Origin of the sequence: Natrinema thermotolerans (assembly GCF_031165565.1) — an archaeon.
Classification (GTDB): Archaea; Halobacteriota; Halobacteria; order Halobacteriales; family Natrialbaceae; genus Natrinema; species Natrinema thermotolerans.
In genome coordinates, this window is the sequence record NZ_CP101873.1 from 3,997,366 (window position 1) to 4,009,492 (window position 12,127).

Genomic DNA, 12,127 nt, shown 5'->3' on the forward strand with positions numbered 1-12,127 from the left:
TCGTCTGCGTCGCCGTCAGTCGTCGGAGGACTCCCGCGAGTCGGCCGGGGGCGACGATCGCGATAGCGACCGATCCGCACCGACCGTCGAGACAGCCTCGAGGACGCGACTGCCCGGCACCTCGAGTCCGCGTTCACGATACCGTTCGTAGCGCTCTCGCGCTTCGCCGCCGGCGAAGTTCCGGTCGGCGAACGGCCGCGTCTCCACCAGCACGAGCGAGTCCGTCTCGTCGAGCGGGTCGAGCAGCGACTGGGTGCCCGCCCCGACGACGAAATCCGCGAGAACTGTCGCCCCAGCTGCCCGAATCAGCGACTCGACACTCTCTAACTCCGCGTTACTCGGCCGGGCGAACGGCTCGGTCTCGACGGTTTCGACGCCGAGCGAGCGGGCCGTCTCCGCCGCCGCGTCGCCGCTCGAGACCGGGCCGACCGAGACGCCGACGCCCGCGGCCTCGAGGCGGGCGATGACGCCGGCCGCAGCGGTGCCGGTCCCTAGGACGTGGACCCGGTCCGGCAGCGGCCCCGCCTCGCGGTCGGCCGCGAACGCGGTCACCGTCTCGGTCCCGGTCACCGGACTCGGCGTCACGACCGCGTTCGCGTCGAACGAGTCCGCGAGCGCCTCCCGCGTCAACACGCTCGAGGGCGGGCCGTCCGCCGCGACCCGCCCGTCCGCGAGCAACACGAGCCGATCGCAGTAGCGGGCGGCCAGCTCGAGGTCGTGGATCGCCGCGACGACCGTCCGACCGCCCTCGACCAGCTCCCGGACCAGCTCGAGCGTCTCGACCTGGTGGTTCACGTCGAGGCTCGCGGTGGGTTCGTCCAGCAGCATCACCGGGGTCTCCTGGGCGATCGCCCGCGCCAGCACGACCCGCTGGCGCTGGCCGCCGCTGACCTCGTCGATCGGCCGATCGGCCAGTTCGGCGGTCCGGGTCCGCTCGAGGGCGCGCTCGACCGCGGCGCGGTCCTCGGGCGTCGCCGACGAGAACCGGGAGCGATGCGGGTGTCGCCCCATCTCGACGACGTCGCGGACGGGGAAGGAAAACGACAGCGTCGTGTCCTGGGGCACGACCGAGACGAGCCGGCTCGAGGCCCGCGAGGAGAGTCCGTGAACGTCGGTTCCGTCGATCGCGATCGACCCCGAATCGGGCGCGAGCGCCCCGCTGATCAGCCGCAAAAGGGTGGTCTTGCCGGCCCCGTTCGGGCCGACGAACCCGACGAACTCGCCGGGCTCGATAGTCAGTGACACGTTCTCGAGGACTGCGAGGTCGCCGAACGACAGCGAACAGTCCGTGATCGAGATCGACGCCGGCTCGAGGTCGTCATCTCGGTCGCGGCCGGCACCGGAGTCGCGGTCGGCCGGCGTCACACCGAGTACACCTCCCGGCGCGTGAGCAGGAACAGGAAGAAGGGGGCACCGAGCGCCGCCGTGACGATGCCGACCGGGACCTCGGTCGGGCCGGCCGGCCACCGCGCGATCGTGTCCGTGACGACCAGAAACGACGCGCCGGCGAGCGCGCTCGTCGGGAACAGGATCCGGTGGTCCGGGCCGACGAGCAGCCGCATGATGTGGGGGACGACCAACCCGACGAACCCGATGACGCCCGTGACGGCGACCCCCGCCGCGGTGACGACGCTCGCGAGCGCGAGCAGGACGAGTTTGGTCCGCTCGACCTCGACCCCGAGGTGGTGGGCGTCCTCCTCGCCAAGCAGGAGGACGTTCAGTTCCCGCGCGTACGTTGCCAGCACGAGCGCGCCGGCGAGCGACACCGGGAGCGCGAACGTGACGTCGTTCCAGCCCCGGTTTGCCAGGCTCCCCATCAACCAGACGACGGCTTCCCTGAGGCCGTCGCCGCTGTGGATGAGCATGTACGAGATCATCGCGCCGAGAAAGGCCTGCACGGCGACGCCGGCGAGCAACAGCGTCGCGACCGGCGTCTGTCCGCCCTCGGTCGCGATCGCGTAGACGAGAAACGCCGTCGCGAGCGCGCCGACGAACGCGGCCAGATGGAGGCTGCCGAACGGAACGAGCGCGGGAAAGGCGATGGCCGCGACCGCGCCGGCCGCACCGCCCGAGGAGACGCCGATGATCGACGGATCGGCGAGCGGGTTCCGGAAGAACCCCTGCATCACCGTCCCCGCGGCGGCGAGCGCGAACCCGACCGTCGCGGCGAGGACGATCCGCGGCAGTCGCAGTTGCACGACGATGTACTCGTGGGTCTTCTCGACGGGAAACGAGAACGCGGACGAAAACTCGAGGCCCGGAACCGGCACGGGCCATCCGAACAGGGGCAGCGTCGCGGTCCCAACTTCGATCCCGGACGGGACGGCGACGCCGTTGAGGATCGCCATCGCAACGGTCGCCGGCTCGATCCGGACCGGTCCGAGGGCGGCGCTGCCGATGACGACGGCCACGAGCAGGACGCTCAGTCCTGCTGACCACACTGCCGTTCGGTGCCGTCGCTGCATTCGTCTCAACCTCGCTTGCAGTAGGCAAATATTTGTTGAAGTGGGGTAGATGTACTCCCGATGCAACGACAGCTAGCCGTTATTCTGACAGTTCTCCTTACAGTTTCGGCGATCGGGCCCGCCGTGGCCGGCGCCGGAACTGGGACCGGAGCAGCCGTACAAGACGCCGAGGTACAGTGTGACTATCCGCTCACGATGACCGACGCGACCGGCGAGGACGTGACGATCGAGGACGAACCCGAGTCGGTCGTCACGCTCTATCCGGGCGACGCACAACTCGCCTACTCGATCGGTGCCGAGGACACGGTCGTCGGCATGCCCGTCGGCCAGTACACCGAGTCGCTCGAGGCCGGCGACAGGACCGACATCACCAAAGACGACGGCGTGACTCCCGTCGCCGAGGAGATCATCAGCCTGAATCCCGACGTCGTCCTCGCCGCGAACGTCGCTCTCTACAATCAGGATCTCCTCGAGCAACTCGAGGACGCCGGGATCACGGTCGTCGTCCTCGACCGAGCGACCTCGCTCGAGGACGTTCGCGAGAACGTCCGCGTGACCGGGCAGGTGACCGGCGAGTGTGACGGTGCCGAGGAGACGCTCCAGTGGATGAACGAGCGACTCGAGATCTACGAGAACGCGCTCGAAAACGAGTCCGCACCGCTCGCGTACTACGACGGCGGCGAGAGCGGCGACACCCACGGCACGGAGACGTTCCAGCACGACGTGATGACGACGGCCGGCCTGACCAACCTGGCGGCCGAGGAGGGCCAGGTAGAATGGGGACAGATGAACTCGGAGGTCGTCGTCGATGCGAACCCCGAGTGGATCGTCTACCCCGACAGCGACCGCTGGGATGCGCCGCCGTCGACGGCTGACCTCGATGGAGTGACCGCCATCCAGGAGGACAACATCGTCGCCGTCGACGATAACGCGATGAGCCAGCCCGGTCCCAACGTCGTCTACGCGATCGAGACGATCATCGAGACCGTCCATCCCGACGTGTACAGCGAGATCGAAGGCGACCTCGAGGCGGTCGACGAGGAGTACCGCGACGACGGAAACGAGTCGGACGGCGGATCGGAGAGCGACGGGGATAACGAGAGCGCTATCCCCGGGTTCGGCACTGCCGCCGCACTGATCGCCCTGTTGGCCGCCGCCGGCTTCGTTGCCCGGCGACGATAGCGTCCGCGGTTCTTTCTGTCTCCCGTTCGGTTCGCCGTACCCCCGCACTGACGTATCGTTTTGAAAAGGGTTTACTCGCCGGACCGCACAGGAACGCGCATGGTCGAGAACGTCATCTGGCCCGCCTATCTCGATGCGGCCCTCTCACGGGCCGAGGGACGGCGCGTGGCCGAGGACCTGGCGGTCGAGGAACCGACGGTCGACGAGATCGCGAAGGCCGTCCAGCAGATCGGGTACGACGCCACGATCGAGCGGGACAAGGCCTACTCGCGGGAACACTGGGCCGACCGGGGCCGGGTCGTCGTCCGCGGGGCCGACGACTCGACGAAGAACGACCTCGTCCAAGCCGTCGCGGCGTACGTCGTCGCGATGCGCGAGTGAGATGCGCCGGGTTGGAAGCGTCGTCCGCACCGCACAGGGCCTCGCGGTCCTCCGGGCGGACGAAACGGACGGCGACGCCCACCGCGACGAGATCGGGACGACGGTCCTCGACGACGACCTCGAGGCGATCGGCCGCGTGGTCGACGTCTTCGGACCGGTCTCGCGGCCGTATCTGGCGGTAACGCCTGACGACGGCGTCCACTTGCCCGCACTGGTCGGATCGACGCTGTACGCGCGGTAGCGGTCGCTTCTCTCGGACACTCCTCGTCACCGCCCGGCCCTCGAGTGAAAAAGCCGATATAAGCGGGGTTCGAACCCCGCCGCATGAACGATCGGAGCCGGATCCTCGCGGCCGTCGGCGCGACGGTCCTGCTGTTCGTCGCCGTCCAGATCGGTGCCCTCGCGCTGGTCGAACCGTTCGACCAGTCGGGACGACAAGCCGTCGAGAACCCGCAGGATCCGACCAACAGCATCTTTTACGTCGGTATCATGCTCGTCGCGACCGCGCTGATGCTCGCCGCCTTCCGGTACGACCTCGAGGGGCTGATCAGACTCCTACTGGTCGGTGTCAGCGTGATGATCTCGTGGTACGTCTTCGCCGAACTCGTGCCCGCCCTCGTCGAGCCGATCGCCCCGGCCAGCGTTGCCGACGGACTCGCCGTCCTCGCCTCGCTGGCCGTCGGTGCCGCCCTGCTGTGGTATCCCGAGTGGTACGTCATCGACGGCGCGGGGATCGTGATGGGAGCCGGTGCCGCCGCCCTCTTCGGGATCAGTTTCGGGCTCCTGCCGGCCCTATTGTTACTCTCGGTGCTGGCCGTCTACGACGCCATCAGCGTCTACGGCACCGAACACATGCTCGATCTCGCCGAGGGCGTGATGGACCTCAAGATCCCGGTCGTCCTCGTCGTGCCGACGACGCTGTCGTACTCCTATCTCGCGGCCGGCAGCGCCGAGGACGCCCTCGAGGACGAAAGTGCCGCCGACGGCGGCCAGCCGGTCGCCGAACACGAGGACGCGGGCGACGACGGGACGGCCGCGGACGGGAGCGACGGCGAAGCGGCCGAAGACGACGATGGGACAGCCACGACCGACGACGAAGCAGTCGAGGATGACGTCCTCGAGCGCGACGCCTTCTTCATCGGGCTGGGCGACGCCGTCATCCCGACGGTACTGGTCGCCAGTGCGGCGTCGTTCCTCGAGGCCGGGGCGATCGCGGTTCCGGGGCTCGCGCTGAATCTGGCGGCGCTTGGCGCGTCGCTGGGGACGATCGCCGGCTTGCTCGTCCTGATGTACATGGTGATCGAGGGGCGGGCCCACGCGGGCCTCCCGCTGTTGAACGGCGGGGCGATCGGGGGCTATCTGCTCGGCGCGCTCGCCAGCGGCGTCTCGATCGCGACCGCGATCGGCTTCTGACCGCAGGTGCTTATCGCTCGACCACGGTGACGCCGCGAACCTCGAACCGAGCGCCGCCGTTCCGTCCCGACGCGATCGAGATCGACCAGCCGTGGGCGTCGACGACGTCGCTGACGATCGCCAGCCCGAAGCCCGACCCACCGGCGCTGGAGTACCCCGATTCGAACACCGCCGCCCGCTCGTCGGGCGGGATTCCGGGACCGTCGTCTTCCACGTAGAACCCGTCGTAGTCGGCCGCTTCGCCCGACCAGTCCGTGGGCCGCGTTCCGCCCTCGACCGCTTTCGCCGCCTCGTCGTCGCGGTCCCCGTCGGCGGCCGTCGATTCGAGGGCCCCGACCTCGATACGGGGGCCGTCTCCCCCGTGTTCGACGGCGTCCTGACGAGTTCGGGAGTCAGGGCTTGTCGAACCGTGTTCGACAGCGTTTCGAAACAGGTTCTCGAAGAGGTGTGTCAGCAGCGACGGATCGGCACGGATCGCGATGTCGTCGACGACGTCGACGCTCGCGCCGTCCGTGCGGACGGTGGTCCAGGCAGTCTCGACGGCCCGCGAGAGCGCCAGAAGTTCGGTCTCCTCGACCGCGTCGATCGTCGTGAGGTGCAGCGCCTCGTCAATGATCGACTCCATACGCTCGAGCGAGGCGCGCAACGGGTTCTCGTCGCTGTCGTCGCCGAGGTCGACGCCGTCGTCCAGTTCGAGCATCTCCGTGTGCGCCAGCGCAACGGACAGCGGGTTCCGGAGGTCGTGAGAGAGCAGTGTGGCGAACGACTCCATCCGGTCGGCCTGTTCCTGCGTCCGCCGCTCGAGGAGTTTGCGTTCGGTGATGTCCACGTGCATGACGAGGACGAACCGCTCGCCGCCGTGGTCGTACGGTCTGGCATCCAGCAGGTACCAGCCGTCCTCGCCCGGCGTGTGGCAGGGGTACTCGAGGCGGAACGACTCGCTGTCGCCGGCGGCGATCGCGCGGATCCCGCGTGCGGTTTCGACCGCATCGGGATCGTCGCTCGCCTCACAGACCGCGAGATAGTTACTCCCGACGCCGCCCGCGCTCCGTGCCAGTCCCTGTTCGTCGCCGAACGACTCCCAGGATTCGTTCGTGTAGACGATCGTACCGCCCGTATCGAGAATCGCGACGCGGGCGGCCAACGCATCGAAGCCGGCGGCGACCAACGAGTCCTCGCCTGAACTACTCATTACCCACTCTTGGAGCGGGATCTACTTGAGGGGTGTGCTACCGACCGACTATCGAGAACCGGTCGATCCATCCGGGCCCGCCCTCACTCGCCGTCGGGGAGCCGATACGTCGGGCCGTCGTCCGAATCCTGTACCTCGATTCCCAGCGCCGCGAGTTCGTCGCGGAGTTCGTCGGCGCGCTCGTAGTTGCCCGCCTCGCGTTCCCGTTCGCGGACCTCGAGGACGAGTTCGACGACGTCGCCGGCGAGTTCGGCCGAGCCGGTCGTCGACCCGTCGAAGGAGAGCCCGAGGATCCCGCCCAGTTCGTCGAGCGCCTCGACGGCCCGGCGGAGCCCGCGGTAGTCAGCTCCCTCGTCGCCGACCGCCTCGAGGTGGCGGTTGATCGCCGTCGCGACCGACAGCAGCGCCGACTGTGCTTCCCGCGTGTTGAAGTCGTCGTTCATCGCGGTCCTGAAGGCCTCGCGGGCGTCGGCGACCGCCTCACGCAGCGTCAGGTCTTCGGCCTTCGAACTCGCCGCGGGTGAGTCGAGCGTCTCGGCGGCGGCCTCGTAGGCCCGCTCGAGCTGTTCCCACCGCTCTTCGGCCTCGGCGATCGTCTCGTCGGAGTAGAGCTGTTGGCTGTTGTAGGAGCCGGCGGTCAGGAAGGTCCGCATGACGTTTGCCCCCCAGCGGTCGATCGCCTCCGCGACCGTGACGAAGTTGCCCAGACTCGAGGACATCTTCTCCTCGTCCATCTGGAACAGTTCGCAGTGGAGCCAGTAGTTCGCGAACTGCTGCTCCGTCGCGGCCTCGGACTGGGCGATCTCGTTCTCGTGGTGGGGAAAGACCAGATCGCGGCCGCCGACGTGGATGTCCAGCGTCTCGCCAAGGTGGGTCATGCTCATCGCCGAACACTCGATGTGCCAGCCGGGCCGGCCCTCGCCCCACGGGGAGTCCCAGGTCAGGCCCTCGGGCGGGTCGCCGCCGTGGTCGACGCCCTCGTGGCGGTGTTCCGCGACGGCGTCGGGATCGACGCCGCCGGCCTTCCAGAGCGCGAAGTCCGCGGGGTGGCGCTTCTCCGAGCGCTCGTCCGGGTCGCCCTGTGACTCGATCTCGGTCAGCTCCTGGTTCGAGAGCTTGCCGTACTCCTCGAAGCTCGTCACGTCGAAGTAGACCGACCCGTTGGACTCGTAGGCGTAGCCCTTCTCGATCAGCGTCTCGACGAGGTCGACGATCTCGGGGACGTGTTCGGAGACGCGCGGGTAGACCTCGGCGCGCAGGAGGTTCAGCGAGCGCATGTCCTCGATCGTCCGCCGAACGTAGCTCTCGGCGACCTCGCGTTCGTCCGCGCCGAGGTCGTCCTCGCCGACGCGGGCGACGATCTTCTCGTTGACGTCGGTGAAGTTCTCGACGTGACGCACGTCGTAGCCGAGTTGCTCGAGCCAGCGGTGCATGACGTCGACGTGGACCCACGAGCGGGCGTGGCCCAGATGTGGCGGGTCCGAGACCGTCAGGCCACAGTAGTAGAGCAAGACGTTTTCCGGGTCCTGTGGCTCGAACGGCTCTTTTTCGCCCGTCAACGTGTTCGTCACGTGCAGGGTCATTGGGCTCACTTCCCCCGGACGACAGTTAAACGGTGTGATGCACCGCGAACGCGGCGATTACCCGGGACCGAACGGTCGATTCGGCTCGGAATCAATCGAGGTACTCGAGGTCACCGAACCGCTCGCGGTTCATCGTCGTGACGACGAACCGCCGCAGCGTCTCGATCAGTTCCGCTTCCGTCTCGTAGGTCTCGATGCGGAGGTCCCACCGAGTCCGCGCCGATCGGATCATCTCGCTGGTCACGTTCGCCTCGCGAACGAAGACGATCCGGTCGCTTCCCGTCTCCGCGACGGCCTCGAGAATGCTCCCCGCCTCCTCGCCGACGCCGAAATTGTGGCCGAGAAACGGCAGGACGAACGCGGTCGCGTTCGCACACCGCGTGTACTCGATGCTCTGGGTCACCGCATCGACCTCGTCCGTATCGATATCGGCGTCGACCGCGAGGAACGCGTTCACCCCCGGATCCGCCCGGAGCGATCCCTGGACTCGACGCAGGAGCGCCTTCGCCTCGTCGATCTCGTCCTCGTTCTGGAAGAACCGTTCGAAGGGGCTGGGCAGGTCTTCGACCGCCACGTCTTGCAGTTCCTCGTCGGTCAACACGTAGTTCAGGTTGAACGATTTGTACGGCCCCATCAGATAGAGCAAAAACCGGTCGTACCCGACGGTTCCGAGCCGATCGGCGATGAAATCCCGGGTGATCTCCCGAGTCATACCTCGAGCGACTCGCGGTTAGTATATAAATAGGGGTGTTTTCAGCGAACGTTGGCTTGACAAAGACTAAAAACGGAGAGCGAGTAGGCATCGGTACGATGGGGACGAAACACACTCGGGCCGACGACGCCCCGGACGATCCGAACGATCTCCTCCCGGAGCGAAGCGTCCTCTCCCTCGAGGAGTACCTCGAGATGCAGGCCGCGGTCGGGAACCGAACCCGGTTCGAGATCCTCTATCGACTCTCTCACACGGACGAGCTGACGCCCACGGAGCTGGATTCGATGATCGACGTCGACGACAGTACGCTCCACTACCACCTCGGCAAGCTCCGCGAGGTCGGGCTCGTCGAGAAACGAGCGCGTTCGGAGCGGGACAGCGACGGCCTCTACACCTACTACAGGGCGACGATCCTCGGCGAGGTCATCCTCGAACACGGGGTCGAAGAACTCCTCCGCCGCGAGTGGGACTTCGGCGACGCCTACGACAGCAGCGCGGACTGAATTCCGTTCCCCGTCCGTCAGTCCGGGTCGTCGCCGTCGCGGACGACGGCGTTCTCGAGCGCGTTTTCGACCGTCCGCAGCGCCGTCGCCCCCGCGCGTCGATCGACGACGAGGACCATCGTTCCGTCGGCGACGGCCGCGGCGTCCGGCGCGATCCCCTCGACGCCGAGCCGCTCGAGGGCGGCCCCTGTGGCGGCCGCGTCGACCTCGCCCGCCGCGACGATGGCCGTCGAATCGCCGCCGCAGGGGCCGAAGGCCGCGCCGCCGACGGTCACGAGCGCGTCGTCGCGGTCGGCTCCGTCCTCGAGTCGCCCAACGCCGCTTTCCATCCGCACGCGAACGTCGCGGGAGTCGGTCTCGCGGGCGGGCAACTCGTCGGCGTACCGGCGCAGCGCCGTCGCGATCGCGTCGGGATCGCCCTCGATCGGAAGCGAGCGAGCCGCGGCGGTGTAGTTGACGACGCCGGCCCGCAGGGCGGTCCGGAGGAACGGACGGCGGTCGACCGCCCGTCGCGTCTCGGCTGCCAGTGACATAGCGGGGACGGCGTCGCGAGCGATCATAAAGTCGCCGTCATCGTCGCTCGGACGGCTCGCGGTCCCGGGGACGAGTCGCGATCGTTCGACCCCGATCTCGGGGAGAATCGATTCGGCCGACAGTATATACCGTTCCGGTCCCTTGGCTCATCCATGAGCGAGTCCGAATCGGCCCAGTCCCCGGCCGACGCAGTCCGCGAAGACGTGGCGCTGTTCCTCCGCCGGAACTTCCCCCAGATCGAGGCCCACGGCGGCGAGTCCGCGATCACCGAGGTCGACCTCGAGGCGGGGCGCGTCTCGATCGCCCTGACCGGGGCCTGTAGCGGCTGCGGCGTCAGTTCGATGACGACCCAGGCGATCCAGCAGCGACTGCCGGCCGAGGTCGACGCGATCGACTACGTCGACGTCAGCACGGGGTTCGACGGGATGGCCGGCGGATCGTCGGGACGCGACGTGCCCGACGACGTGCCGTTCTGAACCGGTCGCGCCACCGATCGCGACCGCGGCGCTTTTGCCGCGAGCGACCAACCCTCCCCTATGAAGCCAGCAGCCGTCGAGGAGGTCATCGAATCGAACCTCGAGGACGCCGACGCCACGGTCACACACGCGCGGGACGAAGGCGACGAGGACCACCTCGCCGCGACGGTCGTCTCCCCGGTCTTCGACGGGCTCCCGCTCGTCCAGCAACACCAGGAAGTCTACGACGCGCTGGGTGATCACATGACCACCGACATCCACGCCCTCGAGCTGTCGACGTACACCCCCGAGGAGTACGACGACCTCGAGGCCGAATAGATCGATCGGTCGCTCGCGGTCTATTCGCGTCCGTCGAACCCCTGCATTTCTCCCACTGATTTCCGGGAGCGCCCCGTCCGCCTCGAGCGACCGCGGTCGACAGGCGCCGATTTCACGCCGTGAAACGGCTGCACGGGCCGACATGGGCTCGGTGAATGAAAATACGAACGTGCATGCAGCTTTTTCTGGACAATTATATCATTATGTGGCCGATACCGTGAGGTATGGCATCGGCACTGGGCGGGACGGACGAATCGATCCCGACGGACGTAGCGACGACCGACGAGACCGGATTCGATCGCGTTCTCGTCGCGGTCGACGGTGAGACGCCCGCTGCGGTCGGGCGGGTCGCGGTCGCGGAAGCCGCCCGACACGGCGCTCGAGTCGACGCGCTGTCGATCGTCCGCATGACCGCGTCCGTCGACGGCTGGGACGTGATCGTCGAGCGGCGGGAAGACAGCGCCGAGACGGCGCTCGAGGCGGTCGACGACGCGGCCGTCGGGACCGACGTCTCGGTGTCGAAACGGCTCCGCTATGGCGATCCGGCCGCGGAGATCGCCAGCTATGCCGACCACAACGACGTCGATCTCGTCGTGATCGGCGAACCGACTCGGACCGGTCTCCGCCGGTACCTCTCGCCGACCAGCGTCACCGGCCGCGTCCGCCGGGCGTCGTCGGTGCCGGTCCTGACGGTCCCCGCCGACGACTGATCCGGTCCGCTGTCACTGGTTACCGGACCGATCGCAGGACGGCTCGCGGTCGCGCCGGAACTGACTGCCGGCGATCCGTACGACGCCCCCGTCCGTTCGTCCGTCGCTGGCCCCGACGGCGCTCGTCTTTCCGCCCCGTCGGAACCGTAGCTTTATCCACCAGGGTTGACACGAGTCGGACATGGAGACGCTTCATCCCCGCATCAGGCTCATCTGGATCGCCCGCGGCGCGATCGCGGCGGTCGTCCTCGCCGTCGCCCTCGTCGCCCTCGATCAGTGGCGAGTTACCGTCCCGCCGCTCGCGATCGCGGCCGCCGTCGCCGTCGCACTGGTTCTCGCCGTCGGCTACGCCGTCCGCCTCTATCAGGTCTGGCGGTTCGAACTGCAGGACGATGCCCTCTACCTCGAGCGCGGCGTCGTCACGTTCGTCGAGACCGCCGTTCCGTTCGTCCGCGTCCAGCACGTCGACACCCAGTTCGGCCCGATCGAGCGGGCACTCGGCCTCTCGAGCGTCGTGGTCTATACTGCCGGTTCTCGGAACGCCGACGTTCGGATTCCGGGCCTGACGCCGGACCGGGCCCGCAGCCTGCAGGAGACCCTCCGCGAACTGGCCGTCGAGAGCGAGGGCGACGATGCCGTCTGAGACGAACCGACTACA

15 protein-coding genes are annotated in these 12,127 nt (G+C 68.0%); 9 read left to right on the top strand and 6 right to left on the bottom strand.

The genetic code is table 11. The features are described from left to right. Positions 1-15 precede the first annotated feature (15 nt). Together NP511_RS20530 and btuC are read right to left on the bottom strand one after the other, a co-directional pair. Positions 16-1,365, bottom strand: a complete 1,350-nt coding sequence (locus tag NP511_RS20530; protein WP_049964170.1) for a heme ABC transporter ATP-binding protein — start codon at positions 1,363-1,365, stop codon at positions 16-18. Next, complete coding sequence (gene btuC / locus NP511_RS20535; protein WP_049964171.1) at positions 1,362-2,465, bottom strand: vitamin B12 ABC transporter permease BtuC; 1,104 nt, start codon at positions 2,463-2,465, stop codon at positions 1,362-1,364. Before btuC ends, NP511_RS20530 begins: the two co-directional genes overlap by 4 nt. 60 nt (positions 2,466-2,525) lie before the next feature. Between btuC and NP511_RS20540 the strand changes: the two genes are divergently transcribed. From NP511_RS20540 to NP511_RS20555, 4 genes are all read left to right on the top strand, one after another. Continuing rightward, entirely contained in the window at positions 2,526-3,647 is a 1,122-nt protein-coding gene (locus NP511_RS20540) for a PGF-CTERM-anchored ABC transporter substrate-binding protein (RefSeq protein WP_049964172.1), read from the top strand. Positions 3,648-3,746: 99 nt separating this feature from the next. Next, entirely contained in the window at positions 3,747-4,028 is a 282-nt protein-coding gene (gene srp19 / locus NP511_RS20545; protein WP_006180893.1) for a signal recognition particle subunit SRP19, read from the top strand. Position 4,029: 1 nt separating this feature from the next. Continuing rightward, positions 4,030-4,269 carry an H/ACA ribonucleoprotein complex subunit GAR1 gene (locus tag NP511_RS20550; RefSeq protein ID WP_006180892.1) on the top strand — a complete coding sequence of 80 codons (240 nt, stop codon included), beginning with the start codon at positions 4,030-4,032 and terminating at the stop codon, positions 4,267-4,269. Positions 4,270-4,352: 83 nt separating this feature from the next. Next, complete coding sequence (locus tag NP511_RS20555; protein WP_049964173.1) at positions 4,353-5,441, top strand: presenilin family intramembrane aspartyl protease PSH; 1,089 nt, start codon at positions 4,353-4,355, stop codon at positions 5,439-5,441. A 10-nt stretch (positions 5,442-5,451) separates the two neighbouring features. On the opposite strand, the gene NP511_RS20560 is transcribed toward NP511_RS20555, so the two are convergent. From NP511_RS20560 to NP511_RS20570, 3 genes are all read right to left on the bottom strand, one after another. Next, positions 5,452-6,633: a sensor histidine kinase gene (locus tag NP511_RS20560; RefSeq protein ID WP_049964174.1), complete on the bottom strand. Its 1,182-nt coding sequence runs from the start codon at positions 6,631-6,633 to the stop codon at positions 5,452-5,454. A gap of 83 nt (positions 6,634-6,716) precedes the next feature. After that, on the bottom strand, positions 6,717-8,216 hold the full coding sequence (cysS, locus tag NP511_RS20565) for a cysteine--tRNA ligase (protein WP_049964175.1): 1,500 nt from the start codon (positions 8,214-8,216) through the stop codon (positions 6,717-6,719). Between the two features lie 91 nt (positions 8,217-8,307). Beyond that, the gene (locus NP511_RS20570; protein ID WP_049964176.1) at positions 8,308-8,928 is read right to left on the bottom strand and encodes a DUF7509 family protein; all 621 of its coding nucleotides are present in this window, start codon (positions 8,926-8,928) and stop codon (positions 8,308-8,310) included. Positions 8,929-9,026: 98 nt separating this feature from the next. On the opposite strand from NP511_RS20570, the gene NP511_RS20575 reads away from it, so the two are divergent. Further along, a complete protein-coding gene (locus tag NP511_RS20575; protein WP_049964177.1) occupies positions 9,027-9,431 on the top strand; it encodes a winged helix-turn-helix domain-containing protein in 405 nt (134 codons plus the stop codon). 17 nt (positions 9,432-9,448) lie between these two features. On the opposite strand, the gene NP511_RS20580 is transcribed toward NP511_RS20575, so the two are convergent. Then, entirely contained in the window at positions 9,449-9,964 is a 516-nt protein-coding gene (locus tag NP511_RS20580; RefSeq protein WP_233274289.1) for a DUF7523 family protein, read from the bottom strand. A 153-nt stretch (positions 9,965-10,117) separates the two neighbouring features. On the opposite strand from NP511_RS20580, the gene NP511_RS20585 reads away from it, so the two are divergent. The 4 genes from NP511_RS20585 (at position 10,118) to NP511_RS20600 (ending at position 12,112) form a co-directional block, all read left to right on the top strand. Further along, complete coding sequence (locus NP511_RS20585) at positions 10,118-10,441, top strand: NifU family protein (protein WP_049964179.1); 324 nt, start codon at positions 10,118-10,120, stop codon at positions 10,439-10,441. A 60-nt stretch (positions 10,442-10,501) separates the two neighbouring features. After that, complete coding sequence (locus tag NP511_RS20590) at positions 10,502-10,759, top strand: BolA family protein (protein ID WP_049964180.1); 258 nt, start codon at positions 10,502-10,504, stop codon at positions 10,757-10,759. Positions 10,760-10,983: 224 nt separating this feature from the next. Then, entirely contained in the window at positions 10,984-11,469 is a 486-nt protein-coding gene (locus tag NP511_RS20595; RefSeq protein ID WP_049964181.1) for a universal stress protein, read from the top strand. A 181-nt stretch (positions 11,470-11,650) separates the two neighbouring features. Further along, positions 11,651-12,112 (top strand): PH domain-containing protein, encoded by a 462-nt coding sequence (locus NP511_RS20600; RefSeq protein ID WP_006648707.1) that lies wholly within the window; start codon positions 11,651-11,653, stop codon positions 12,110-12,112. Positions 12,113-12,127 lie beyond the last annotated feature (15 nt).